23 protein-coding genes are annotated in these 25,949 nt (G+C 59.4%); 11 read left to right on the plus strand and 12 right to left on the minus strand.

The features are described from left to right. The first annotated feature begins 22 nt into the window (after window positions 1–22). Entirely contained in the window at window positions 23–778 is a 756-nt protein-coding gene (locus LC354_RS09980; protein ID WP_223423418.1) for a hypothetical protein, read from the plus strand. 94 nt (window positions 779–872) lie between these two features. Here LC354_RS09980 and LC354_RS09985 read toward each other — a convergent pair whose 3' ends face one another. Beyond that, window positions 873–2,828: a bifunctional 2',3'-cyclic-nucleotide 2'-phosphodiesterase/3'-nucleotidase gene (locus LC354_RS09985; RefSeq protein ID WP_223423419.1), complete on the minus strand. Its 1,956-nt coding sequence runs from the start codon at window positions 2,826–2,828 to the stop codon at window positions 873–875. Between the two features lie 501 nt (window positions 2,829–3,329). On the opposite strand from LC354_RS09985, the gene LC354_RS27685 reads away from it, so the two are divergent. Together LC354_RS27685 and LC354_RS09990 are read left to right on the plus strand one after the other, a co-directional pair. Further along, window positions 3,330–3,461: a hypothetical protein gene (locus LC354_RS27685; protein ID WP_263289375.1), complete on the plus strand. Its 132-nt coding sequence runs from the start codon at window positions 3,330–3,332 to the stop codon at window positions 3,459–3,461. 180 nt (window positions 3,462–3,641) lie between these two features. After that, entirely contained in the window at window positions 3,642–4,181 is a 540-nt protein-coding gene (locus LC354_RS09990; RefSeq protein ID WP_223423421.1) for a GNAT family N-acetyltransferase, read from the plus strand. A 120-nt stretch (window positions 4,182–4,301) separates the two neighbouring features. Here LC354_RS09990 and LC354_RS09995 read toward each other — a convergent pair whose 3' ends face one another. From LC354_RS09995 to LC354_RS10005, 3 genes are all read right to left on the minus strand, one after another. Next, the gene (locus LC354_RS09995; protein ID WP_223423422.1) at window positions 4,302–5,129 is read right to left on the minus strand and encodes an SDR family NAD(P)-dependent oxidoreductase; all 828 of its coding nucleotides are present in this window, start codon (window positions 5,127–5,129) and stop codon (window positions 4,302–4,304) included. Between the two features lie 139 nt (window positions 5,130–5,268). Further along, the gene (locus LC354_RS10000; RefSeq protein ID WP_223423424.1) at window positions 5,269–5,973 is read right to left on the minus strand and encodes a hypothetical protein; all 705 of its coding nucleotides are present in this window, start codon (window positions 5,971–5,973) and stop codon (window positions 5,269–5,271) included. A gap of 5 nt (window positions 5,974–5,978) precedes the next feature. Continuing rightward, window positions 5,979–7,367, minus strand: coding sequence for an MORN repeat-containing protein (locus LC354_RS10005; RefSeq protein ID WP_223423425.1), 1,389 nt, complete (start codon window positions 7,365–7,367; stop codon window positions 5,979–5,981). A 262-nt stretch (window positions 7,368–7,629) separates the two neighbouring features. Here LC354_RS10005 and LC354_RS10010 point away from each other — a divergent pair, with 262 nt between their 5' ends. Further along, the gene (locus LC354_RS10010; RefSeq protein ID WP_223423427.1) at window positions 7,630–9,288 is read left to right on the plus strand and encodes an NAD+ synthase; all 1,659 of its coding nucleotides are present in this window, start codon (window positions 7,630–7,632) and stop codon (window positions 9,286–9,288) included. A gap of 159 nt (window positions 9,289–9,447) precedes the next feature. On the opposite strand, the gene LC354_RS10015 is transcribed toward LC354_RS10010, so the two are convergent. Next, window positions 9,448–10,377 carry an MBL fold metallo-hydrolase gene (locus tag LC354_RS10015; RefSeq protein ID WP_223423429.1) on the minus strand — a complete coding sequence of 310 codons (930 nt, stop codon included), beginning with the start codon at window positions 10,375–10,377 and terminating at the stop codon, window positions 9,448–9,450. Between the two features lie 376 nt (window positions 10,378–10,753). Here LC354_RS10015 and gltX point away from each other — a divergent pair, with 376 nt between their 5' ends. Continuing rightward, window positions 10,754–12,079 carry a glutamate--tRNA ligase gene (gltX, locus tag LC354_RS10020; RefSeq protein WP_223423431.1) on the plus strand — a complete coding sequence of 442 codons (1,326 nt, stop codon included), beginning with the start codon at window positions 10,754–10,756 and terminating at the stop codon, window positions 12,077–12,079. A 288-nt stretch (window positions 12,080–12,367) separates the two neighbouring features. Here gltX and LC354_RS10025 read toward each other — a convergent pair whose 3' ends face one another. The 4 genes from LC354_RS10025 to LC354_RS10040 all read right to left on the minus strand — a co-directional run bounded on the left by LC354_RS10025 (window position 12,368) and on the right by LC354_RS10040 (window position 17,058). Then, the gene (locus LC354_RS10025; RefSeq protein ID WP_223423433.1) at window positions 12,368–12,907 is read right to left on the minus strand and encodes a gamma-glutamylcyclotransferase family protein; all 540 of its coding nucleotides are present in this window, start codon (window positions 12,905–12,907) and stop codon (window positions 12,368–12,370) included. Beyond that, the gene (locus tag LC354_RS10030; protein WP_223423434.1) at window positions 12,904–13,773 is read right to left on the minus strand and encodes an inositol monophosphatase family protein; all 870 of its coding nucleotides are present in this window, start codon (window positions 13,771–13,773) and stop codon (window positions 12,904–12,906) included. The genes LC354_RS10025 and LC354_RS10030 overlap by 4 nt, the downstream gene beginning before the upstream one ends. 70 nt (window positions 13,774–13,843) lie before the next feature. Next, on the minus strand, window positions 13,844–16,372 hold the full coding sequence (locus LC354_RS10035; RefSeq protein WP_223423436.1) for an ABC transporter permease: 2,529 nt from the start codon (window positions 16,370–16,372) through the stop codon (window positions 13,844–13,846). Further along, a complete protein-coding gene (locus tag LC354_RS10040; RefSeq protein ID WP_223423438.1) occupies window positions 16,369–17,058 on the minus strand; it encodes an ABC transporter ATP-binding protein in 690 nt (229 codons plus the stop codon). Before LC354_RS10040 ends, LC354_RS10035 begins: the two co-directional genes overlap by 4 nt. A gap of 51 nt (window positions 17,059–17,109) precedes the next feature. Here LC354_RS10040 and LC354_RS10045 point away from each other — a divergent pair, with 51 nt between their 5' ends. Further along, entirely contained in the window at window positions 17,110–17,745 is a 636-nt protein-coding gene (locus LC354_RS10045) for an arylesterase (RefSeq protein ID WP_223423440.1), read from the plus strand. Continuing rightward, window positions 17,745–18,359 carry an SOS response-associated peptidase gene (locus LC354_RS10050; protein ID WP_223423441.1) on the plus strand — a complete coding sequence of 205 codons (615 nt, stop codon included), beginning with the start codon at window positions 17,745–17,747 and terminating at the stop codon, window positions 18,357–18,359. The genes LC354_RS10045 and LC354_RS10050 overlap by 1 nt, the downstream gene beginning before the upstream one ends. Before the next feature lie 56 nt (window positions 18,360–18,415). Here the strand turns inward: LC354_RS10050 and LC354_RS10055 are convergent, their stop codons facing one another. Continuing rightward, the gene (locus tag LC354_RS10055; RefSeq protein ID WP_223423443.1) at window positions 18,416–18,622 is read right to left on the minus strand and encodes a cold-shock protein; all 207 of its coding nucleotides are present in this window, start codon (window positions 18,620–18,622) and stop codon (window positions 18,416–18,418) included. 286 nt (window positions 18,623–18,908) lie between these two features. Between LC354_RS10055 and LC354_RS10060 the strand changes: the two genes are divergently transcribed. Both LC354_RS10060 and preA read left to right on the plus strand, forming a co-directional pair. Then, window positions 18,909–20,231, plus strand: a complete 1,323-nt coding sequence (locus LC354_RS10060; RefSeq protein WP_223423444.1) for an NAD(P)-dependent oxidoreductase — start codon at window positions 18,909–18,911, stop codon at window positions 20,229–20,231. Between the two features lie 99 nt (window positions 20,232–20,330). Continuing rightward, window positions 20,331–21,635 (plus strand): NAD-dependent dihydropyrimidine dehydrogenase subunit PreA, encoded by a 1,305-nt coding sequence (preA, locus tag LC354_RS10065; RefSeq protein ID WP_223423446.1) that lies wholly within the window; start codon window positions 20,331–20,333, stop codon window positions 21,633–21,635. Between the two features lie 42 nt (window positions 21,636–21,677). Here the strand turns inward: preA and LC354_RS10070 are convergent, their stop codons facing one another. After that, a complete protein-coding gene (locus tag LC354_RS10070; RefSeq protein ID WP_223423448.1) occupies window positions 21,678–21,911 on the minus strand; it encodes an N-(5'-phosphoribosyl)anthranilate isomerase in 234 nt (77 codons plus the stop codon). Window positions 21,912–21,958: 47 nt separating this feature from the next. Next, window positions 21,959–22,567, minus strand: a complete 609-nt coding sequence (locus LC354_RS10075; protein ID WP_223423449.1) for a TetR family transcriptional regulator C-terminal domain-containing protein — start codon at window positions 22,565–22,567, stop codon at window positions 21,959–21,961. Window positions 22,568–22,757: 190 nt separating this feature from the next. Between LC354_RS10075 and LC354_RS10080 the strand changes: the two genes are divergently transcribed. Continuing rightward, window positions 22,758–24,008, plus strand: a complete 1,251-nt coding sequence (locus LC354_RS10080; protein ID WP_223423451.1) for a Zn-dependent hydrolase — start codon at window positions 22,758–22,760, stop codon at window positions 24,006–24,008. A gap of 465 nt (window positions 24,009–24,473) precedes the next feature. Next, window positions 24,474–25,934 (plus strand): dihydropyrimidinase, encoded by a 1,461-nt coding sequence (hydA, locus tag LC354_RS10085; protein ID WP_223423453.1) that lies wholly within the window; start codon window positions 24,474–24,476, stop codon window positions 25,932–25,934. Window positions 25,935–25,949 lie beyond the last annotated feature (15 nt).

The raw sequence follows: 25,949 nt of genomic DNA on the forward strand, positions 1-25,949 counted from the left end.
TTCCGAAAGTGACATTTTATTCATGAATACGACCAAACCGGTTCTGGTTCTTGGCAGCGCGCCAAATGTGATGGCCAGCCGGTATTTGCCAAAATCTTTCTTCTCATCGATCGTTGCGATCAACAATGCATGGCAAGTGCGCGACGATTGGGATTACCACATCGCACCGGATGACTTCGCGCAGGATCGCATGCCACAGGGCTTGAGCGCGGGTCAGGCGTTGATCAGGTCCGATGCTTACGTGCCTGCCAACAATGCCTATGGCGGGATCATCTATGCCGGTGCCACGATGGCGTTTACGGCGGGCTATTGGGTGCTTTCGGCTTTGCGGCCTTCGGCGATCATCTTTTGGGGCTGCGACATGATGTATCCCGCGCAAGGAAAGGGGCATTTCTATGGCGCGGGCACAGCAGACCCTCTGCGCGATGACGTGACGTTGCGCAATCTTGAGGCCAAGTCGGCACGGCTGATGCAACATGCGGCAATGCAGGGCTGTGCGTGCCTGCGCGCGCCCGAAGGCGACAGTCGGTTGGTGTTCCCAACAGTGGACGTGCGCAAGCTGAGTTCAATGACCATTCTTCCCGCCTTGCCCGATCCAAAGGCGTTTCAACGTGCACTTCAGCAAGAGGCCGAGCTTGGCTATTTCGTGCGCTCGGGACGTTATTGGGACAGTGACATCGAGTATTCCGGCGAAGCTCTGGATACGGTCGACCAAATGTGGATCGAGGCTTCGCAAAAGGGGGGCGCCGCCCTCGATGGTATGAGGGCCCGGGCCTGACGCTGACAGGCCCCGGTTGACGGTTTGTTGGGTCGAACCGGGGCCTCTTATGCCTATTTTTGGGGCATGCTTGCTTAAAATTGCATGCAGCCTGCTATAGCGAAATACGGAACCGGGCAAACCCGTCGGGGCCGTCGCCTGCTTCTTCGATATTGAGGTTCACCTGATCCAGATAGGCTTTGGCCGCCGGACCCGTATCAAACAGAACGGTCGTGCCCGCCATCGGGGCGAAGGACCAGTTGCTGTCGGCCCGCGGACTGATCGTCCCCTTTTCAACGATGTAGCGCACGATGACGTCCCGGTTGGTGTCCGGTCCTTCGAACACGGTCGTTTCCGCAGTCGCTCCGGGAAAGCTGCCACCGCCGCCGGCCCGGTAGTTGTTGGTGGCAACTATGAATTCGGCCGACAGGTCCAGAGGAGCACCGTCGTAGGTCAGATTGACGATGCGGTTTGCCGAGGCATCCATCAGTTCCCCCTTGGGGTCGTATTTCGAGGGCTGGGAGAGATCGATCTGATACGCGACTCCGTCGATCACATCGAAGTTGTAGCTCGGGAAGTCCGGGTTCAGAAGCACGACATCCTGCGCTCCGGGCGTGACCTGATTGAAGATCCCGGCAGAGCGTTCGAGCCAGTCCTTGACTTGCTGTCCGGTGACCCGGACCGCGCGGGCCGTATTGGGATAGAGGTACAGGTCGGACACGTTCTTGATCGCCACGTCGCCCTTGGGGACATCGGTGAAATACTCGGGGCCGCCGCGGCCGCCGGCCTTGAAGGGCGCTGCTGCGGACAAAATCGGCAGGCCTTCGTGCTCTGTCCCCTGCATCATCTGTTCGATGTACCAAAGCTGGGCGATGGACACGATTTGCACCGACGGGTCGTCGGCCACCAAAGCAAAATAGCTGTGCAAGGCTGCGTCGGTCTTGCCGACGGCGCGGCGCACATAGGTCAGCGTCTCGTCATGCTCTGTCTGCACCGACGCCAACACTTCAGGATCGCTTTCGACAAGCGCCGTGATTGATCGGTCTTCGTTGCGTCTTGAGATCGGGCGGGCCTCTGACATGGCGGACACGACACGCCATTCATTGCCGTCCTTCTCGACCAGCAGGTCGATGAGGCCCATATGGCTGCCCCAGAATCCGCCCATCGTGGCGGGCGTGCCCATCAGCGTGCCCGCATCCACATCGGCGCCCGCAAATTCCGCGTAGGTGGGGGATGGAAAGACCAGATGGCTGTGACCAGTCAGAATCGCATCGACACCCTCGACGCCCGCCAAGGGAACAGAGGCATTCTCCATCCCGTCCGTCGCATCGGCCGCGCCGATCCCGGAGTGGGACAGGACCACGATGATGTCCGCGCCCTGTTCCTTCATCTGCGGGATATAGGCCTTGGCAGTCTCGACGATATCGCGAGCCTGTACCTTGCCTTCTAGGTGGCGGCGATCCCAGTTCATGACCTGCGGCGGCACGAACCCGATCAAACCGACCTTGATCGGATGCGCGACCCCGGACCCGTCCGTGACGTTGTGGTCGAGGATCACATAAGGAGGGATCAGCGTTTTATCCTGCGTGGGGTCACTGCCCATTTCCAAAGCGACATTGGCATTCACGACCGGGAAATTCGCGCCCGCCAGAGACTTCATCAGGAAATCGAGCCCGTAGTTGAATTCGTGATTGCCCAAAGTGGACGCGTCAAACCCCAGCGTATTCATGGCCGCAATGACGGGATGGATGTCACCGTCCCTCATACCGCGTTCGTAGGCAATGTAATCCCCCATCGGGTTGCCTTGCAGAAAGTCACCATTGTCGATCAGCAGCGAATTGGACGCTTCGTCGCGGATACCCTGGATCAGCGCTGCCGTGCGGGCCAACCCGACTGTGTCTCGCGGTCTGTCGGCGTAATAGTCGTAGGGGAATACGTGCACATGCAGGTCCGTGGTTTCCATGATCCGCAAATGTGCCTGATTGCTTGCTGCATTGGCCGAGAACGGGTGCAGCGCGATGAAGCCTGCGGTGCTGGCCAGAAACCCGCGGCGATTGAGCGTGATGGACATTGTGGAACCCTCAAAGGTTGAATGGTCGATTGGATACCGCCAGAGTGTATTGGTTTGATGACATCTCGCAAGACAAGACATCAGGCTGACCCAGTTCTGCTGGACATTGTGATGCTGTGGGGGCTGGACCAGAGAGGCATGGGCACCCGGCAGCGGAAGCTGCGCGCCAGGGTTGGCACAAGCGCCTGTTCAATTTTTGGGAATGTTGCCCTGAAGTGGGATTTGAAATGACGCTGTGTGGGTATCGAACCGGGCTGATCATGGATGTGTCCCGGTCCAACTGGCAGAACGATGCGGATCGCCCCATTGCATAGTCCGCATGGTATCCGACCGATGATGCATTGACGACCAAACGGTCCGATCCGTCTTTCTTTGAAATGGGGGATGTGAGTCCCAATGCCGCTCTTGCCACGGCAAATGAATTTCCCTTTGTCTTGATGTCCCATGGTACCGGCGGCACGGCAGAGCGCCTTGGGTGGCTCGCAAGGGGACTAGCACGCCATGCTTGAAGCATTGCAGTCCTTTCGGACCTCATGGGCGCGTCAAGGCGATGACTTCAACGATTCGCGCATCACGTCGGTTGTCGCGCTCGCCCCGCCGCCGCCCGTGTGGGCGTTTACCGCAGCCATCTGACAAGGACCTGATCGGCAAGCTCGATATATTTTGGGATCATGAGTCCGTGGACCGAGCATAGGTGCATCGGTTCGCGGCCCGGATTGTCGTGAGGGCATTCGAGGACAGCAGCAAAGACTGTTCAGCCTGTGGTTGAGCGGGTATCAAACGAACATGAGCATCAGGGGGTCAAAGAGCATTTTGCACTTCATTTCAGGCCATAGCGGCAGAGAACAGGAAATATCCCGTCTGTTCACGGAAACATTCACCGCGTCAGACGGAGCCGATGAAGGGCTGCTGATCGGTGCCTTGGTCGACACGTTCATGCAATCAACGCCTGCTTCGGACCTGTTCGTCTTTTCGGCCTGCGTAGATCAGACACTGGTGGGTGCGATCTTTTTTTCCCGTCTGACCTACAGCGCGGATGACCGAACGGTGTTCATCATGTCGCCTGTCGCCGTCAAGACGCAGGAACAGAGGAAAGGTATCGGGGAAAAGCTTATCAATCACGGGCTTGCGCACGTGCGCGACAAGGGCGTGTCAGTTGCCGTGACCTATGGCGACCCGAATTATTATTCCAAGGTCGGCTTTCGTCCGATGACCGAAGATTTTGCCCGAGCCCCTCTGAAGCTGAGTTTTCCGCATGGATGGCTGGGACAGTCACTGACGGCCGAAGACCTGACCCCGTTGCAGGGAACGGCACGATGCGTCGATGCGCTGAACCAACACGATTTGTGGTAAAGGCCGTTTTTCCGGCAACCCGCCTTGCGAAATCGCCATGTGTTTCATCGAACTTCCGTACGTGATGCTGCCGCACCGTGCCTGCGATGCATTCAAATCCTTGCGGGGTCGCAGGGTTGATCAAATGCCAGTGGGCACGCCGCCTGTCACGGGCAGATTAATGCCGGTGACATAGTTTGCCTGCGGTCCCGCCAGGTAGGCCACGGCATTGGCGACATCTTCTGGCAAGCCTGCGTCACGCAGGGCAACGTTGGCATAGCGTTCGGTTTTGACCGCGTCGAGGGAAATGCCACGCTCTGTTGCCAGCCTTTGATTGGCCGCCGCATGCATGTCCGTCGCGATGAAGCCGGGACAAACCGTATTGCAAAGGATGCCGTCGACGCCAAATTCCGCCGCGAGCGTTTTACTAAGACCGACGAGGCCATGTTTCATTGCCGTATAGGCCCCAAAACCCGGCTCTGCACCAAGGCTGCCTGTCGAGCCGATATTGATAATCCGGCCCCCACCTATTTGGCGCATTTTCGGGATCACGGCTTGCGCCATCATCATGGGCCCCAACAGATTGACGCGAAAGCTGGTTTCCCAGTCTTCCGGTCGTGTCGACAGGAAATTGTCCGATCCGGCCAGAGACCCTGCGTTGTTGACCAGAATGTCGATGCGACCAAAGGCGGATACCGTCCGGGCAATGCACGCGGCCACATCGGTCTGTTGGGTTACATCGAGATTGACGGAAATTGCCCGGCCCTGGCCCTTGTTTATGTCTTCAACGATCCGGTTGCGGAAGTCCGACCTTGAGACTTGTGCGCCCGCGATCTCGACCATGCCGTCCATGTCAGCAACGACGACATCGGCCCCGTCACGGGCCAGCCGCAACGCAATCGCCCGACCAATGCCCCGAGGGGCCGACGCGCCTGTGACGATGGCAGTTTTTCCGGTAAGTGCGCCCATCGGCTTTCCCCGTTGGCTGGCATGTGCACCACCATCGCTAACAGAACGGTCACCGCAAACAAGGCGAGTGTCACTCAAAGGGAGGCGCAAGAGCGATAAGCGATCATTCGAGCCGCAGTGAATTGCAGGTGATGACAGGTCAATCGGTACTTTCGGATTGGCCGATGCACGCTTCAAACGCGTCTATGTTGCGGTCTTCACTGATTTTGCTACTGCAATTTGTCACTTGCTGAACGCATATCATGTCCAGTTTCGGGAATTGACAGGCGGTCATGGCGGCCATCAGGGAGCGGGACGCGATCCCTTCCCAATCCGGTCCGGCTGCGATCCCCTTCACTTTGATCCCAAGAGCCTGCGCAATCGGAAGGCCTGCGCCCTCCAAAGACCAAACGGCGTCCAACATGCTACCATCGGCAAGCCGGAAGGTGCCCGTCACGGTCTCGGCGTCGATCAGGTCGCGCAAGGTTCCCACGGTGGGGGCTTCATCCTGGCCATGCCACAGTCTGGTGCGCAACACGCGGCCATCGGTGAACCCGAATTCGACAAAGCGGCCCGGTTCTTCGCGCAGTTCGATTTCCTTGGTTTCAAAGCCATTTGGCGTGATTTCGCCAACCACGCCAGTGTCCGCAAAATCAGGAGTGCCTTCGGGCAATGTAAACAGAGCGTAAACGCGGCCGGCCGGGTTACGATAGAGGTTCAGCGTCACGCCGGTATCGCTGACGGTTTCGGCTGTGCGTAATTCGAGCTTGTTGATTGGATCGACCCAGGCTTCCCTGAATTCCCATTCCGCAAGGACAGGCAACGCCCAGAGGCACAGGAACAGGCCGAGGCTCAAGGCACGCATGTCGCTTACCCGCCCTCGGGTAGTGCGCCGTTTTCCCACTCGCCCGTCGTCGTTTCGCCCGTTGCATAGCGCATGGTGCCAGTGCCCTGACGCTTGCCGTTCTGGAAGGTGCCTTCGTAGACATCGCCATTCGCATAAATGGCAGTCCCCTGTCCGTCGATTTCACCGCGAACCCACTCCCCTTCGTATTCAAACCCCGACGCCATGACGATCTTGCCCGTGCCATGGCGCTGCCCGCTCTCGAAGGTGCCGACGTAAACAGTTCCGTCCGGATAGGTGGCGGTGCCTTGTCCCGCGCGCTGGCCCTCGACCCAATTGCCTTCGTAACGGTAGCCGTCCGAATATGTCATGACGCCCTGGCCGTGGTTTTGTGCATTCTTGTAGCTGCCTTCATAGACGACGCCATTGGCATAGGTCGCGCGGCCCTCGCCCTCGATCACGCCGGCGATCCAATCGCCTTCGTAAGTGGAGCCATCCGTATAGGTGATCTTGCCCTTGCCATGCGCCAGATCATCGCGAAACGCGCCTTCGTAGACGGCACCGTCGGGATAGGTGACGCGGCCTTGTCCCTCGATCTGTCCGGCGACCCACTGGCCGATATAGGTATAGCCGTCATTGCCGATAAAAGTGCCCTGACCCTGGCGCCGGTCATCTACGAACTCGCCGTCATAGATGTCGCCATTGGCGTAGGTTACGCGGCCTTTGCCTTCGCGTTTGCCCGAGACCAGATCGCCTTCGTAGACATCGCCGTTGGGCTGGGTCAATGTGCCTTGGCCATCAATCTGGCCTGCTTTCCACAGGCCGACATAGACCAGGCCGTCCGGCATGGTCAGCGTGCCGGTCCCGTCGCGTTCGCCCGCCACGATCTGACCGTCATAGACCGCCCCGTCGGGATAGGTAATCGTCCCCATCCCCTGCTTGATACCATCGACCCAGTCGCCTTGGTATTCGTAGCCCCCGGGGCTTTGCATCGTGCCTTTGCCGTGGTGTTTGGCGTTGCGGAAGGATCCTTCGTAGCGCACTCCATTGGCATAAAGCGCCACCCCTTCGCCGATAATCGCCCCGGCCTGCCAATCGCCCTCGTAGACGCCGCCGTCAGCAAAGACGATCCTGCCAAATCCGTCTGGCTTGCCTTTCAGGAACGTGCCTTCATAGACGGATCCGTTCGGGAAGCGTGCGGTGCCTTCGCCCTTGATCTCGCCATCGACCCAGTCGCCGGTATATTCATAGCCATTGGGCAGCCGGTATGTTCCGGTGCCGTGCTGAAGCCCGCCACGAAAGGTGCCTTCGTACATGCCGCCGTCTTCATATTGCTTGGTCAGCACAGCGCCGCTTTGGGCGAGTGCGACGGCTGGCACCAGGGCAAGACAAAAGATCAGACTGCACAGGCGCATCGCGTACCTCGGTAGATTCGTTGGCCCGAACCGAATATGGCGGGCGGTGAGAGGTTAGGACAGGGGGCCGGGCGGGGCAATGGCCTTTGGCCTGTGCGTGCCCGGTCGGCAGAAAGGGGGCTCTGCCCCCGGCGCATGCGCGCCTCCCCCGGGATTTCTTGGAACAGAGAAGGAGGGACGGCCCGATGCGCTTTGCGTCGCAGGTGGGTTCCCTTGGCTTGGCTTTCTGCTACATCTCGCCGAACGTTGAAGGAGAGCTACCATGGCCGACAGGTTTCGCATCACTTTGGGCCAGCTGAACCCTACTGTCGGGGACATCGAGGGCAATGCCGCCAAGGCGCGCGCCGCCTGGGACGCTGGCAAGGCCGCGGGCGCGGATATGGTGGCGCTGCCGGAGATGTTCATCACCGGCTATAACGCGCAGGATCTGGTGATGAAGCCCGCGTTTCACGTGGCCGCGATGCAAGCGGTGGAAGCTTTGGCCGCGGATTGTGTCGATGGCCCGGCCCTCGCAATCGGGTGTCCATGGGCCGAAGGGACGGAGTTGTTCAACGCCTATCTGATTTGCAAGGGCGGCAAGATTGCCAGCCGTGTGCTCAAGCACCATTTGCCGAATGAAACCGTCTTTGACGAGGTGCGCATTTTTGATTCCGGCCCTCTGGGTGGCCCGTATTCTGTCGGCAACACCCGCGTCGGATCGCCCATCTGCGAGGACGCGTGGCACGGGGACGTGTCCGAAACGCTGGTGGAAACCGGCGCCGAGTTTCTGTTGGTGCCGAACGGGTCGCCCTATTACCGCAACAAGTTCGAGACCCGTTTGAACCACATGGTGGCCCGCGTCGTCGACACGGGTTTGCCTCTGATCTACCTCAACATGGTGGGCGGGCAGGACGATCAGGTTTTTGACGGAGCGTCTTTTGCGTTGAACCCCGGCGGGGTTCTGGCGATGCAGCAGCCTGTTTTTGACGAAACCGTGACCCATCTTGATCTTGAACGCGGTCCCGAGGGCTGGCGTGTCATGCCCGGAGAGATTGTGCATCATCCGGGCGAATGGGAACAGGACTACCGCGTTATGGTGACCTCCTTGCGCGACTACTGCGCAAAGACGGGGTTCAAGAAAGTCTTGCTTGGGATGTCTGGTGGCGTTGACAGTGCGTTGGTCGCGACCATCGCCGCCGATGCGCTGGGCGCGGACAATGTGCGCTGTGTCATGTTGCCGTCGGAATATACCTCAGGCGACAGTCTTGAAGACGCGGAAAGCTGTGCCAAGGCGTTGGGCTGTCACTATGATTATGTCCCGATTGCGGAGACGCGCGCGGCCGTGACTGGAACCCTTGCGCCGCTTTTTGCCGGAACCGAACCCGGATTGACGGAGGAGAACATCCAGTCGCGCATTCGTGGGTTGCTGCTGATGGCCTTGTCGAACAAGTTCGGAGAGATGCTTTTGACCACGGGCAACAAATCCGAAGTGGCCGTTGGCTATGCCACGATCTATGGCGACATGGCCGGGGGCTACAACCCGATCAAGGACCTCTACAAGACCCGCGTGTTCGAGACTTGCCGCTGGCGCAATTCCAATCACCGCGATTGGATGATGGGCAACGCGGGCGAGGTGATTCCGGATCGGATCATCACCAAGCCTCCCTCCGCCGAACTGCGCGAAGACCAGAAAGACAGTGACAGCCTGCCGGACTACCCGGATCTTGACGCCTTGCTGGAAATTCTGGTGGACCGGGATGGATCGATTACCGACTGCGTCGCCGCAGGGTTTGACGCAGATGTGGCGCGCAAGATTGAACGGCTGATCTTTCTGAGTGAATACAAACGGTTTCAATCTGCTCCGGGCGCGCGTCTGACCAAGCATGCGTTCTGGTTGGATCGGCGTTATCCGATCGTGAACCGGTGGCGCGATCCGTCCTGACGGTGTGCCGCGACCTGTCGCGAATTCAGCCAGTGCAGGTTTGCGCCGGGGTTTTGGCCACAGCGTTTCCCAAACATAAAAGGCGCACCGAGGGTGCGCCTTACGGGCTTTTGTCAAGCCGTGTCAGAGGCGGAGAGATGACCCGCCTGTCGTCAGGCCTTATCCGCCAACGGTCAGCTGGTAGCTATGCGGGACATAGCGGTATCCGCCATCGCCATTTGTCTCAACATAGCCAATTGCGGGCCAGGGCATGTGGTAGCCCACAAATGCGGTGCGATCTGCCGCCAGCATATCCAGCAATCTCCGGCGGGTGGCGGCCGCGGCGGGCTTGTCCATGTCAAAGCGGACTTCCCAATCCGGGTGAGCCAAGGACCACACATAGTGGTTGGCAAAGTCCGCGCCCAAGACCAACTGCGTGCCGTCGCTTTCCAGCATATAGGCCATGTGCCCGGGGGTGTGGCCGAACATTGCCATTGCCGTGATGCCGGAGGCAGGCGCGCCGCCATCATCCAGCATGGTCATGTTCTCGGCAAGTGGGCGTACCTTGCCTTCGAAGTTTTCGTTTTCGGCCTTGGCCCAGTGATCAAATTCGGCGGCGCCGGTCATATAGGCCGCATTGGCAAAGGTCGGTGCGTCATCTGTCATCAGGCCGCCGATATGATCGCCGTGCATGTGGGTGATCACGACCTTGTCGATCTGATCCGCTGTATACCCTGCAGCTTTGATCGCGCTGACCGTGGCGGGGCCTTGCAGGCCGGTATCGAACAGGACCAGTTCGGATCCGGTGTTCACCAGCGTTGGAGTGAAAAAGAACTGTGCCGTATCAGTCGGCAGGCCGGCCGCCGCGGATACGCTGTTGAATTCGTCCGCATCGACGTTAAGGCCGAAGATTGAATGCGGGTCGGGCCTTGCACTCGTCCCGGCAAGCAACGTTGTGACCTCGAAAGCGCCGACCTTGACCCGCTTGAAGTTGTTTTGGCTGACGCCGAGCATCGGGGCTGCGGCACGCGCGGTGGTCCCTGCGATCAATGGCAGGGCGGCAGCGCCCATCAAGGCTGTGCGACGATTGAATTTCGGTGTGTTGATCATGGGGCTATCCTTGTGTTCTGATAAGCTAGTTATAGCGCGTTTTTGAGACAGTCACGAAAAAAATCGATTTTTTCGATCAAATTTGGGTGAAGCCTGCGCCACCGCGCGCAGCGAAGGCAAGTCGGCCTTCGCGTCGAATGACCCGGCATTAAATGAAGCGTATGCCGGTCCAATGTGGATGTTTGGTCTTGTGTGTTGAACAACGGTGGGCGCGTTGCAGGCACTGCGCGCAAGGGCCAATTCTTGACTTTGTGCGCAGTAATCCAGACGCTGGATCAAATACCTGCACAGGCAAGACCCGAGCTGCCTTGGCGGCCTCATGATCTGGACAAGCCAACGCCCCTGTGACAAGGCAAGGCCAACCCCGGAGAGAACAATGACAACCACTCGTTTTGCCCCTTCGCCCACTGGCTATATCCACGTCGGCAACCTGCGCACCGCCCTGATGAATTATCTGATCGCGCGTAAAGCAGGCGGTACTTTCATCCTGCGCATCGACGATACAGACCCGGACCGGTCGAAAGAAGAATATGTTGACGCGATCAAACAGGACCTGGAATGGCTGGGGTTGCATTGGGACCGGGTCGAACGCCAGTCCGCGCGGTTGGATCGCTACGCCGAAGCCGCGGACACTCTGCGAGCGAAAGGCCGGTTTTACGAAGCCTTCGAAACGCCGACCGAGTTGGACCTCAAGCGCAAGAAGCAACTGAACATGGGCAAGCCGCCGGTTTATGATCGGGCGGCGCTGGCACTGAGCGAGGCAGAGCGGGATGCGCTGCGCGCCGAGCGGGGGCAGGGCGTGTGGCGGTTCAAGCTGGACCAGGAGCGCATCGAATGGAAGGATGGCATTCTGGGCGATATCAGCATCGATGCGGCCAGCGTCAGCGATCCCGTTCTGATCCGTCAGGACGGCCAGGTGCTTTATACCATCGCCTCCGTGGTGGACGATACTGACATGTGCGTCACGGATATCGTGCGCGGATCGGACCATGTCACCAATACGGCGACGCAAATCCAGATCATTGAAGCACTGGGCGGCGCGGTACCGCGCTTTGCGCACCATTCCCTTCTGACGGGCCCTCAAGGAGAAGCCCTGTCCAAGAGGCTTGGAACATTGGCGCTCCGCGATCTGCGCGAACAGGGTGTGCAACCGATGGCTTTGCTGAGCCTGATGGCGCGTCTGGGATCGTCCGACCCGGTCGAGTTGCGTACGGACATGGCCGAATTGATCGATGGGTTTGAAATCGGGCATTTCGGCTCTGCGCCGACAAAGTTCGACGTGGCGGATCTGTTCCCGCTGACGGGCAAATACTTGCAGTCTTTGCCTTTGAGCGCAGTGCAGGCTGATATCGCGGCGCTGGGTGTGCCTGCGGATCTCGCCGACGCTTTCTGGATGGTGATGCGCGACAATATCGAGACGCTGCATGATCTTGAAGGATGGTGGGTGTTGTGCCGCGACGGTGCCGATCCGGTCATCGACGACGAAGACGCGGCCTTTGTGTCCGAAGCGATGGAGCTGCTGCCCGAAGGGGCATTCACCGCTGAGACCTGGGGTGCGTGGACCACTGTTGTCAAGCAGGCTACGGGCCGCAAGGGGCGTGGATTGTTCATGCCATTGCGCAAGGCGTTGACGGGTCAGGCCCATGGGCCGGATATGGCGTCGCTGATGCCACTTTTGCAGGTGGTCAAGGCGCGCCCCTGATCCTGTCGGAGGGCAATGGGTTAACCCAGCCCTCCGGGGGGGATTTTTCAGGAACAGAGAATTCGGATTGCAGTGGTCCCAGCGGGCGTTTGGCTCAGGTAGCGATCACGTATCCTGGGCCTTGACCGCTGGTCTTGACCGAAGTCCGTGCTTTGATCTGACAGGCGCGGCGCCGCTTTATGTTTTGATCTCTGCGCCGCTCCCGATCATCCGCCATCAAGCTGGGTGAGCTTTCGGAGTGTTAAAGTGCTGGCACGCCGGGTCGCCGAACCGAACCGCCGGATACCGCTATTGAACCTGCGCCAGCAGGCGGTCAACAAGGGATTGTTCGTTCCGGGTCAGGGTCTGAGCCCGCGCATATAAAGGGGCGGCGCGATCATCGCGTACGGGCAGATCCCAGTTGTCGGTCGTGGCAAAAAACGCCTCGGCCCCTTCTTGCCCGAATTCTGTCAGAAACCCTTGTATGACCACATCGAGATAGCTCAGAAGCATGAAATGGGTGCCGTCCGACTGCTGGTGTTCGGTGGGCACCTGATAGGCTGCGATGTCAGAGGCGTCTGATCCGTGCGCGATATGGTCCGTCGCCGCAATCCGGGCGTAAGCGGCTTCGCGGGCGTCCAATGCGGCCCAGTCTGCGCCGGGCACAGCCGCGATCAGCCCGTCAATACTATGCCCCGGTGCGGGATGGATCGACAGGAAAACCACCTCGCGCAGACCGGTCCGTACCCATGTGCGACGCCAGTTGTTCAGCGTGGCCTTTTGCGCCAGCGGATAGGTGTGCGTGCTGCGATTGACCAGACTGCCATAGCCGAAGAACCATGGTGTCATGTGTCGGACATCAAGTCAGCGAAATGCGCCGCCAGATCGTTCCAGACCGCCTCGGAGGAGGCGCAGAGCAGATACCCGCTGGATGTAGTAGCAGTGTAGGGCGCGCCATCCAGCATGGCGGACTTGCCGCCAGATTGGGCGCAGATCAGAGCGCCGGCGGCGTGATCCCAGGCATTCAGCATGCCGGACATCACAAAGTCGATGCCACCGGTGGCCAGCATCCGGTATTCATGTGCCGAACAGCGCAAGGACCCCACATGGCCCAATGCATGCAGCTTGGAGAAGGTCAGGGCGCGGTCCGCAGGCGGCATCAGGCGGATGTGCATGTAACCGTACAATTGATCGAGCGGTTTGGCCTTGGCGGTCTGGATCGGCTTTTGTCGCCCTGTGATCGTTTGCCAGAACGCGGGCGTGGTATTGTCGGCCATGATCACGTCGTCGCCTACGGGGTCGTAGATCAATCCAAGCACGGGTTGGCCGAACCGGCATACGGCGACCATCGTGCCAAAGAGCGGCATGCCGTGGGCAAAATTCCATGTCCCGTCGACGGGGTCGATGATGAAACTCAGTTCGGCATCGCCGACGCCGTCCATGAGGCTGGGCTGCTTGGAGATCGCCTCTTCGCCAATGACCAGCGCGTGGGGGAAGGCCATTTGCAAACCGCGCGTGATCATCGCCTCGGCGGCGGTATCCGCTTGCGTGACCAGATCGGTTTCGTCTTTCTTGGTGTCCACCTCGCCCATGTCGAGTTTGCGAAACCGCGGCATGATCTCGGCCTTGGCGGCCCGGCGCACGAGGTTCAGAAGCTGTGTCCTCTGGGCATTGCTGAGCGGGGCGGTAACGGGCATGGGCAACTGGTCTGTCATGGCGCGGCCTTCGGTGATTCCATTGCGTGGGTGGGGTGTGCCATGGTCCCGAAGCCTCGGCAACGCCTTGTCATTCCCGTCCGCGCAAAACCTGGGCTGGCCGGGCCGAAAGCGGACCCCATGCGAATGCAAGCCCCGCCAGCAACGTGGCGAGGACGCCCCCCGCGATAATCGCGAGGGCAGAGGGCCAGATGACGGAGTAATCCGTTTCCATCACAAAGGTGCTGACCGCCCAGCCACCCGAAATCCCGGCGGCGAGTGCGACGACGCCCGCCCCAAGCCCCAGCAAAGCGGCGCGGGTGGCAAAACTGAGCAGAATGCGGCGACGGGTGGCCCCAAGCGTCTTGAGCACGGCGGCCTCATAGGTGCGCGCCTGCGTGCCTGCCGCGGCGGCCCCGATCAGCACCAGAAACCCTGTGAGCAAAGTCGCCGCGGCCCCGTAGGAGGTGGCCGCCGCGAGCCCCGCCAGAACGTCGCTGACCCGGTCGATCGCATCCTTGACCCGGATTGCGGTGACGTTGGGATAGGCGCTGGCGATGTCGCGCAAGATCTGGGTTTCGGCGGCGGGATCTGCATAAACGGTGGAGATGAATGTATGGGGTGCGCCGCGCAGGGCCGAGGGGTTCATCGTGAGGATAAAGCCGATCCCGGCTGTCGAGAAGTCAACTTCGCGCAGCGAGGTGATCGTGCCGGTGATGTCGCGGCTCAGGACATTGATTGTCAATGTGTCCCCAAGGCCCAAGCCCATTTCCTCGGCTTCTTCCGCCGCAAAACTGATTTGCGGGGGGCCGTTGTAATCCTCGGGCCACCATTCTCCGCGTGTGATCCGGGTGGCTTCGGTGGGCCGCTCGGCATAGGTGACACCCCGATCCCCTGAGACAACCCAGTGGTCGCCTGCAACGTCGCGCGCGGGCTTGCCGTTGATTTGCGTGACCACGCCGCGCAGCATCGGCGCGGTGTCGATGCGGGTGACAGCCGGGTCGCTTCGCAGCCGTTCTGTATAGCCCGCGATCTGATCCGGTTGAATGTCGACAAAGAAATAGCTGGGGGCGATCTCGGGCAGGTTGCCTGAGATCGCATTGCGCAGGTTGCCGTCAATTTGCCCGACGGCCGCCAGAACCGAAAGCCCGAGGCCCAGCGACAGCACGACTGAGGCCGCGCCCTCCCGCGTGCCCGAGATCGCGCCGAGCGCCCAACGCAGCGCGGGGCGTCCTTTGGCATGCGGTGCCGCGCGCCGGGCCGCCCAGCGGATTCCAACGGCTGCAAGGGCCAGAAGACCTAAGGCAAAGGCAATGCCGCCCGCCGTCCATAGCGTTAGCCGCCAGGTTCCGGAAAAGAGGCCCGCAAGCCCGATCAGCGCCGCAAGTCCGATCCCGATCCACAGCAGATACCGAGGGGCGGGCAACATGCGCGTGCTGCCCAATGCGTCCCGAAACAATGTGGCCGCCCGCACATCTTCGGCCCGCGCCAGCGGCCAGAGCGTAAAGATGAAAGCGGTCAGAAGTCCGTAAATCGCGGCTTCGATCAAGGGGGCAGGATAGACGGTGAATTGCGCGGGAATGGGCAGGCTCGCTTCGATGATCGGGCCCAAGGCAATGGGAGCCATCGCCCCCAGAAACAGCCCGATGCTGATCCCAAGCAGGGACAACACGCCGATCTGGATGAAATAAGTCTGAAAAATCGTACTGCGTTCGGCACCGAGCGTGCGCAGCGTGGCGATCACCGATGTCTTGTCTGCCAGATAGGCCCGCACGGCGGCCGACACGCCGACCCCGCCGACGGCCAGGCCCGACAAGCCGACCAGAACCAGAAAGGACCCCAGCCGGTTCACGAATTCCGAGACACCCGGTGCGCCATTGCGCGAATCCGTCCAACGCAAGCCGCTGTTCTCGAACCGCGCCTGCGCGTCCGCTTCGGCTTGGGCCAAGTCGGTGCCGGGCGGCAGGGTCATGCGATATTTTGAGCTGAACAGGGTGCCTGCGGCCAGCAATTCTGCGTTCTCGAGGCTTGAGCGGAGCACGATTGTGCGTGGCCCGAGGTTGAAGCCGCCTGCCGCTGCGTCGGGTTCACGCTCCAATATGGCAGAAAGAATGAACGCCTGCGTGCCCAGTCGGAACGTGTCTCCGACGCTGAGGCCCATGCGGTCGATCAGTGCCCGTTCCATCACGCCGCCCGGCAGTCCATTCTGGTCGCCCAGCGCGTCCGCCAGCGGGATATCCGGTGACAATCCGACCGTTCCGATCAGGGGATAGGCGCTGTCAACGGCCTTGATCTGGGTCAGGCCGCGTTCGGCACCTTCGGGACGATCCACAACGGCCATGGACCGAAAATCGGCAATTTCGGAAACCTCAACCGCGATACTGTCGATCCATGCGCGCTCTTCCTCGGAGGCAAAGCGGTAGGTAAAATCCAGTTCGGCGTCGCCGCCCAGGATCGATGCGCCTTCGCGTGCAAGCCCGGCCTCGATCCCGGTGCGCACGGATCCGACGGCGGCAATGGCCGCGACCCCGAGGGCGAGGCAGGCGAGGAAAATACGAAAGCCGGAGAGGCCGCTGCGCAATTCACGGCGGGCAAAGCGGGCGGATGTTGCAAGGCTCATTCCGCGGCGGCCCGTTCCGGTGCGACGCGGCCATCGGCCAACTGGATGACACGATCACACCGCGCGGCGAGTTCGGGCGCGTGGGTGACCAGTACGAGGGTCGCGCCATGGCGGTCACGCAGGGCAAAGAGCAAATCCATGATCGCGGTCCCGTTGGTGCCGTCCAGATTGCCGGTGGGTTCGTCGGCCAGCAAAATCTCGGGCCGTGTCACAAGGGCGCGGGCGAGCGCCACGCGCTGTTGCTCACCGCCGGACATCTGGCTTGGATAGTGCCCGGATCGGTGCGCCAGACCGACGGCGCGCAGTTCTTCCTCGGCGCGCTCGAACGCGTCACGTACGCCCGCCAGTTCCAGCGGCGTCGCCACGTTTTCCAGCGCAGTCATGGTTGGGATCAAGTGAAAGGATTGGAAGACAACTCCCATGTGGTCGCGCCTGAAACGGGCCAACGCGTCTTCATTCATCGCCGTCAGATCGTGACCCAGTGCGGTAATTGTGCCGCCTGTCGCCCGCTCGAGGCCCCCCATGATCATCAGCAGGGAGGATTTGCCGGACCCGGATGGCCCGACCAGCCCGACCGTTTCACCGCGGGCAATCTCCAGGGAAATTCCATGCAGAATATCGACACGCCCGGCATTGCCATCGAGTGACAATGCTGCATCTTTGAGGCTTAGGACGGGATCGGACATTGGGTGCGGCCTTTTTCAAGTAGTACGAAGTCATATGGAGGTCAGATCATCATGGGCAAGGTAGTAGGTGCGATTGTCTTGGTTTTCTGGGCGGGGATGTCCTGGGCGCAAGAGGTCACGATCGCCGCATTGGGGGATAGTTTGACCCAAGGATACGGGTTGCCGGCCGAAGATGGATTCGTGCCACAACTCGAAGCCTGGCTGGCGGCGCAAGGTCAGGATGTGACGATGATCAACGCCGGCGTGTCCGGGGATACCACGGCCGGCGGGCTGTCCCGGGTGGCCTGGACGCTGACGCCGGACGTTGATGCGATGATCGTGGCCCTGGGGGGCAATGATTTGCTGCGGGGCCTCGATCCTGCTGTCAGCCGTGCCAATCTGGAAGGCATTTTGCAGGCGGCACGTGAGGCCGACGTGCCTGTGCTTTTGATCGGCATGGAAGCACCGGGCAATTACGGGCCGGAGTACAAAGCCACCTTTGACGCGATGTATCCCGAACTGGCCGCCGAATTTGATGTGCTCTACCTCGACAGTTTTTTCGCAGGGCTAGGTGGGCCGGGCCTTGATCCGGCCGAGGCGCGCCCGTTCATGCAGGCCGATGGTATCCACCCCAATGCAACGGGTGTCAGCCGCATTGTCGAGGCGATCGGACCGCATGCTGCCGACCTGGTCGCCGCGGTCCGGTAATGCCCGGTCGGTTCTTTCTGGAGAGCCCGATATCGGAGGTGGGTGCAACCCTTGATGCGCCTTTGGGATCGCTTTCCGATGAGCCTGCCCGCCGCAACATTGCACCGGGTCAGAACGTCGTGGTTTACGACGGTTCATTGCGACATATGCGGTGGGGTATCGTTCCGGTGGGCCGCGTTAACGCCCGCGGTCGCCCTGTGATGGAGCAGATCATCAACGCACGATCCGAAACGGTGTTCGACAAGTCTGCCTTTGAAGGGGTGGGGCGCGCGGTCATTCCAGTGAACGGCTGGTATGAATGGACGGGCGAGAAACGGCGCAAGACAGCGTGGCGTATTGCGCCCAGGGCGCAGGCCTTCCTCTTTTTTGCGGCGATCACGGATATTTGGACGGCACCGGGTGGGATTGAGGTGCCGCAGGTGGCTGCCGTCACATGCGCGCCAAACGCCGATGTCGCGGAAATTCATCATCGCATGGGCGTTTTGCTGGAGCTTCATGCGCTCAAGGTGTGGATGGGTGATGATCTGGATGCCGCCAAGGCGCTGATGCGGCCATGGCCAGACGGACGGTTAAGGATCAGTGAGGCCAGCGATGTCGACTGGAACGGGCCATAAGCCCAAACGGAAACGGGCGCCAAAGGCGCCCGAATACGGATCGTGAAGGTGGCGGGTTACGCCAGTGCGATGTTCACGGCGCTTTCGCGGCCATCGCGACCTGATTCCAGATCAAATGTGACTTTTTGATTGTCCGCAAGACCTGTAAGGCCGGACCGTTCTACTGCTGAAATGTGCACAAAAATGTCTTTTCCACCATCTTCAGGTGCAATGAAGCCGTAGCCTTTTGTCGTATTGAACCATTTGACTGTGCCGCTGGCCATAGTCGTGTCTCCTAATCGTTCTGCCCGCGTTATGCGGCAGCTTGGCTTGGTCATTAGATCGAGTGACTGAGCCGATAGGAGCAGTGGGTCGTTAATGATTTAGCGATTTTAGTTAGAATGCGATCCAGAAATTTTGCAAGTATTCTTTGCTGCCATTCGCGTGATTGGCGAAGTGTCGCTTCTTTGAGCAAATGCAAAAAACTGTCTGCGAATTGAATTTTTACCAGTTGATAAAAAATTCAACCTGTGTGACCGTTTTTTGAAATGTTGATGCGATGGAGCGGTCATGACGCAATCTCCTTTCTCCCCGGGTGTGACGGCGGGCCGTTTGGACGCCGAAGAATATTCCAGCAACTTTTCTGACCTTCACCCTGCGCTGGACCCTCACGAAGCACTTGTTGCGGCGGACCGGTGCTATTTTTGCCATGACGCACCTTGCATAACGGCCTGCCCGACCGACATCGACATCCCGTTGTTCATTCGGCAGATTGCGACAGGAACGCCGGACGCCGCAGCCAAGACGATACTCAGCCAGAATATCATGGGCGGCATGTGCGCGCGTGTGTGTCCAACCGAAACGCTTTGCGAAGAAGCCTGCGTGCGCGAAGCAGCCGAAGGCAAACCCGTGCTGATCGGCCAGTTGCAGCGCTATGCGACTGACCATTTGCAGGCTCAGAACGTGCACCCGTTCGTGCGTGCCGAGGCTACAGGCAAGACGGTGGCGGTGGTCGGGGCGGGCCCGGCAGGGTTGAGCTGTGCGCACCGTCTGGCCATGCTGGGGCATGAGGTGACTGTCTATGATGCGCGGCCAAAGCCCGGTGGCCTGAACGAATACGGCATTGCAGCCTATAAAACACCCGAAGGATTTGCACAGGCCGAAGTGGACTGGCTGTTGCAGATTGGTGGAATCACGATCGAGCACGGCAAGGCATTGGGTGCAGAGATCGAGATGGCCGGGCTGAAAGACACGTTTGACGCTGTGTTTCTGGCCATGGGTCTGGGGGGCGTGAACGGCCTCGATGTTGAAGGCAGCGATAAGTCGGGTGTTCTCGATGCGGTTGATTTTATTTCTGATTTGCGTCAGGCCGATGATTTGGCGGCCTTGCCCGTAGGGCGCGACGTGGTCGTGATCGGGGGCGGAATGACGGCGGTGGATGCAGCTGTTCAGTCAAAGCTGCTGGGCGCGCTGAACGTGACACTTGCCTATCGCCGCGGGCGGGACCGGATGAATGCCAGCAGGTTTGAACAGGATTTGGCGGCATCCAAGGGTGTCCGCATCATGACCCATGTCGTCCCGGTCGCCGTTCATGGCAACGGTGCGGTGCGCGAGATCGAGTTCGAATATGTAAACGCGGACATGAGCGGCACCGGCCAGATGGTCCGGGTGCCGGCAGATCAAGTTTTGCGCGCGATCGGACAAACATTGGTCGGCGATGATCTGCCAGCACTTGAGCACGGTAAGATTGCAGTGACCGGCGCAGGCCGGACGTCTGTTGACGGAGTTTGGGCGGGCGGAGATTGTGCGATGGGCGGTGATGATCTGACCGTGACGGCTGTTGCCGAAGGGCGCGATGCGGCCATGGATATTCACGCCAGCCTTGTGGGATGACACGGCAGTGCGTTGGTCTGGCGACCGGGACAGTTTCTAAAGCCAGAAATGCGGATTTCGGGTCTTGCTGGATCCAGACAGGAATAAGAGGGACAAAGAATGGCCAACCTTCAAAGTGACTTCGTGGGTATCAAAAGCCCAAATCCGTTCTGGTTGGCCTCCGCGCCACCGACGGACAAGGAATACAACGTTCGCCGGGCCTTTGAAGCCGGATGGGGTGGCGTCGTCTGGAAAACGCTGGGCTCCGAAGGCCCCCCCGTTGTCAACGTGAATGGTCCGCGCTACGGCGCAATTTATGGGGCGGACCGGCGGTTGCTGGGCCTCAACAACATCGAACTGATCACGGATCGCGATCTGTACACCAATCTGGAAGAGATCAAGCGCGTCAAAGCGGACTATCCCGATCGGGCCGTCATCGTGTCGATCATGGTCCCGTGCGAAGAGGCTGCCTGGAAAGCGATTCTGCCGCTGGTCGAGGAGACGGGCGCGGACGGGATCGAGCTTAATTTCGGCTGCCCGCATGGTATGAGCGAACGCGGCATGGGGGCTGCTGTCGGGCAGGTTCCGGAATACATCGAAATGGTGACACGATGGTGCAAGCAATACTACTCCAAGCCAGTGATCGTAAAACTGACACCCAACATCACCGATATCCGCAAACCGGCCGCAGCGGCCAAGGCCGGTGGTGCCGACGCGGTTAGCCTGATCAATACGATCAATTCCATAACAAGCGTCAATCTGGACAGCATGTCGCCTGAACCATCGATTGACGGCAAGGGGTCACATGGAGGTTATTGCGGTCCTGCGGTCAAACCCATCGCGATGTCGATGGTGTCAGAGATCGCGCGCGGTGCCGACACCCGGGGGATCGCCATTTCAGGTATTGGCGGAATCACCACATGGCGTGATGCCGCTGAATTCATCACTTTGGGCTGCGGCAATGTGCAGGTCTGTACCGCCGCGATGACCTATGGATTCAAGATCGTGCAGGAGATGATCAGCGGCTTGTCGGAATGGATGGATGAGAAGGGATATTCCGACATCAGCCAGTTCCGCGGTGCGGCTATACCCAACGTCACGGATTGGCAGTACCTGAACCTCAACTACGTTGCAAAAGCCAAGATCAACCAGGACCTGTGCATTTCTTGTGGTCGTTGCTTTGCCGCCTGTGAGGACACCTCGCATCAGGCGATCTCCATGTCAGAAGACCGTGTGTTCGAGGTGATCGACGGCGAATGTGTGGCGTGTAACCTCTGTGTGAATGTCTGCCCTGTCGAGGACTGCATCACGATGGAAGCGATGAGCCCCGGTACCGTCGACCCGCGCACCGGCAAGGTCGTCGAGCCCGAATATGCCAATTGGACAACGCACCCCAACAATCCATCAGCGACCGCTGCCGAGTAGGGCACGAGATTTTTCGTACGAAAAATCTTGACGCCTGTGCGGTCAAAACAGCATCCGCACGGGGCCGTTGTGGCAGATTATTACGTATTGATCTGCTGTTTGGAGCAGGTGGTAGCCGCGCCTTTTGACTTCTGCTTCAAAAATATCGCGTCCGACTTCGCGGTACACCCAGGCCGTCGAGCGTCGCACCACGGCACCTTTGCGCGCTGCCTTGGTCCCAAAGAGTTGTTGTATCCAAGGATGCACTGGCGGGTTTGACGGATCGTTTTTCATCATGCAGCTTTGTCATCTGCTTTTGGTAAATTTCGTGTTAAACTCAGCATTTACTTGCGCAGAATGCTAGAAAACAAAGCTTGAAGATGGGCATCGGCTGCCTCAACATTCGGGCCGATCAGAAGATCTATTTGTGCTGCAAAATCTGCATAGTGCTGCGTCGTGGCCCAAATTGAGAAGATCAGATGTTGTGCATCGATGGGTGCGATTTTACCCGTGTCACTCCACTCCTGAATAACGACACACTTCTCGTCGAAAAGTGGTTTGAGATCTGCTGTTAGGTGAGGCCGCATCCGTGGGGCGCCTTGCAGTATCTCGTTCGCGAAAAGCCTGCTTTCGCGGGGCAGTTCCCGTGCCATGTCCAGCTTGCGTTGAACATAGGCCAGTATCTCGGTCACGGGATCGCCTGATGCATCCATATCCACCAGTGGGTCGAGCCAGGTTTCCATGAGTTGACTGAGCAATGTGACATGAATTTCTTCCTTACCCGAGAAATAATACAGGATATTGGGTTTGGAGAGGCCCGCCGCTTCGGCAATCTGATCGAGCGTCGCTCCGCGATAGCCGTGGGCAGAGAAGACATCCAATGCCGCGTCCAGAATGCGATATCTGTTGCGCTGCTGGATGCGACTGGATTTTTTTGGTTTTGCATCCGGCATGGGCGATCCTTTGCGCCAAATCAAGTCACCCCGATGGCGTTGTCTGCTACAAGTCTAGGCAGATGGTCAAACATCATGCAATTCCGGTCAAACCAGTTCTTGACAGAAATGCACAGCATGGCAATCGTGGCTTTACCAATTGGTCAAAAAGTGATCGATCAACATGAATGTATGGTCGAGAAGGAGTACTATGGCAGCACCGGGTCAAAACCTGCGCATCAACGCGGACCGCCTGTGGGACAGTTTGATGGAAATGGCCAAGATTGGCCCCGGCGTGGCTGGTGGCAACAATCGGCAAACGCTGACCGATGAGGACGCCGAGGGTCGGGCGCTCTTTCAGAGTTGGTGCGAATCGGCGGGCTGCACAATGGGTCTGGATCAGATGGGCAATATGTTCGCGATGCGCGCAGGCACGGATCCCGAGGCTCTGCCAGTCTACGTCGGCAGCCATCTCGATACCCAGCCTACGGGTGGAAAATATGACGGTGTTTTGGGGGTGCTGGGCGGGCTGGAGATCATCCGAACCTTGAACGATCTGGATGTCAAAACGAAACATCCGATCGTCGTCACGAATTTCACCAACGAAGAGGGCACGCGCTATGCGCCCGCCATGCTGTCTTCGGGCGTGTTTGCCGGCATCCATACACAGGACTGGGCCTATGACCGCGTCGATGCCGAAGGCAAGTCCTTTGGCGACGAATTGAGCAGGATCGGTTGGCGGGGTGAGGAAGTCGTGGGCGCGCGCAAGATGCATGCATTTTTTGAGTTGCATATCGAGCAAGGGCCGATCCTTGAAACTGAGGGAAATGACATTGGCGTGGTGACCCACGGCCAGGGTCTGAGTTGGACGCAAGTGACGATCACGGGCAAAGACAGCCATACAGGCTCTACACCGATGCCCATGCGCAAGAATGCGGGTCTTGGTATGGCCCGGGTTTTGGAAAAAGTAGACGAGATCGCCTGGTCTCATGCACCACACGCCGTGGGCGCTGCGGGCCATATCGATGTTTACCCGAACTCGCGCAATGTGATCCCCGGAAAGGTCGTGTTTACGGTTGATTTCCGGTCGCCCAATCTGGACGTCATTCAGGACATGGAGGCCCGGTTGCAGGTCGAGGGGCAGAAGATCGCAGATGACATGGGGATGGAAATCGCGTTTGAGAAAGTGGGCGGATTTGACCCGGTTGCATTTGATGAAAGGTGCGTGGCTGCTGTTCGCGCGGCAGCGGAGCGTCTCGGTTATAGCCACCAGAATATCATATCGGGCGCTGGCCATGATGCGTGCTGGATCAATCAGGTTGCACCTACGGCAATGGTGATGTGTCCATGTGTTGATGGCCTGAGCCACAATGAAGCGGAAGAGATCAGCAAGGAATGGGCGATGGCGGGGGCGGATGTTTTGATGCACGCCGTCGTGGAGACGGCGGAGATCGTGTCGTGAAGGGTGCGTTTTCCGACACGGAAAACGGCCGGAAACCGTGTCGGTTTCCGGTGTGGCGAGGTTGGCGTGCTGGAACCTGACCTGAATGCCGTCTACCGAATATCGGAGTTGATCGCTGAAGAGGTGAGTGCTGCGCCGTGCGAGAGTCGACGGGACCGAGCTGCATTGGATGCGTTTCGGGCAGCACTTGTTCCACCGCACGAAACGGTGGTGAATTTCAGCGGCGCTATACGCCAGCGTTGTTGGACCGTCACGCATACTGATGGAACATACCGCGTCGTTTTCTTACCGGTGGCAGGATATTTTTCGTTATGCGTCGAGAGTGAATTAGGACCCTTGGATATTGGTGTTCACGGGCCTGCGATGGGGTGTTTTGCATCGGTCTGACAAGGGGGGTCTCCCCCGACACTGCCTCCCCGGAAGTGTTATTGGCCAAGGTCGTTTGGTCGACGAAAGGAGTGAAAAATGAGCAAGGTGATCAAAGGCGGGATGGTCTGCACAGCGGACCGCACGTGGAAAGCGGATGTGCTGGTGGAAGGTGAAGTCATCAAACAGATCGGCGAAGACCTGTCTGGCGATGAGTATATCGACGCTGAAGGCGCTTATGTCATCCCCGGTGGCATCGATCCGCACACCCATCTGGAAATGCCATTCATGGGCACAACTGCTGCGGAAACATTTGAATCCGGCACCTGGGCTGCTGCGGTTGGTGGCACCACCATGGTCGTGGATTTCTGCCTGCCGGGTGCCGATGGCAGCATCAAGAACGCCATCAACGAATGGCACCGCAAATCGGCACCGCAAATCTGCTCGGATGTCGGCTATCACATGGCCATTACGGGCTGGAACGAGAACGTCTTCAACGAGATGAAGGATGCCGTCGATATGGGCGTCAACTCGTTCAAGCATTTCATGGCCTACAAGGGCGCGCTCATGGTCGAGGATGACGAGATGTTCGCCTCGTTCCAGCGTTGCGCCGAACTGGGCGCGCTGCCTATGGTCCATGCCGAAAACGGTGATCTCGTGGCGGCCTTGCAGGAGAAGTACTTCAACCAGGGCATCACCGGCCCGGAAGGCCATGCCTATTCCCGCCCGCCAGAGGTCGAGGGCGAGGCTGCCAACCGCGCCATCACCATCGCGGACGCGGCAGGCGTGCCGCTTTATATCGTGCACGTGTCGTGCGAACAGGCCCATGAGGCGATTCGCCGTGCCCGCCAAAAGGGCATGCGGGTTTATGGTGAGCCGTTGATCCAGTTTCTGACGCTGGACGAGTCCGAATATTTCAACAAGGATTGGGACCATGCGGCCCGGCGCGTGATGTCGCCTCCGTTCCGCTCGAAAGAGCATCAGGACGGGCTTTGGGCTGGGTTGCAGGCGGGGTCTTTGCAGGTGGTTGCAACAGATCACTGCGCTTTTTCGACAGAGCAAAAGCGCCGGGGCAAGGATGATTTCCGTATCATTCCCAATGGCTCAAACGGGCTGGAGGAGCGCCTCGCAGTGCTCTGGACCCAAGGGGTCGAAACAGGTCGTCTGACGCCGAATGAATTTGTTGCGGCGACCTCCTCCAACGTGGCGAAAATTCTGAACATCTACCCCAAGAAGGGCGCGATTGTGGAAGGGGCGGATGCGGATATCGTCGTATGGGACCCCAAGATCACCAAGACGATATCGCCTGCGAACCACCATTCGGTTCTGGATTACAATGTGTTCGAAGGTTTCGAGGTAACGGCACAGAGCCGCTACACCCTGTCGCGTGGCGAGGTTATCTGGGCATGGGGCCAAAACTCGCAACCGGCGCCGGGTCGGGGCAAGTTCGTGCCGCGGCCGGCGTTCCCATCCGCATCCCAGGCGCTTTCGAAGTGGAAAGCCCTGACGGCTCCGAAAATGATACAGCGTGACCCTCTGAATATTCCGGCGGGGATTTGAGGACGTGCCAAACGG

The organism is Tateyamaria pelophila (assembly GCF_019966495.1).
Classification (GTDB): domain Bacteria; phylum Pseudomonadota; class Alphaproteobacteria; order Rhodobacterales; family Rhodobacteraceae; genus Tateyamaria; species Tateyamaria pelophila.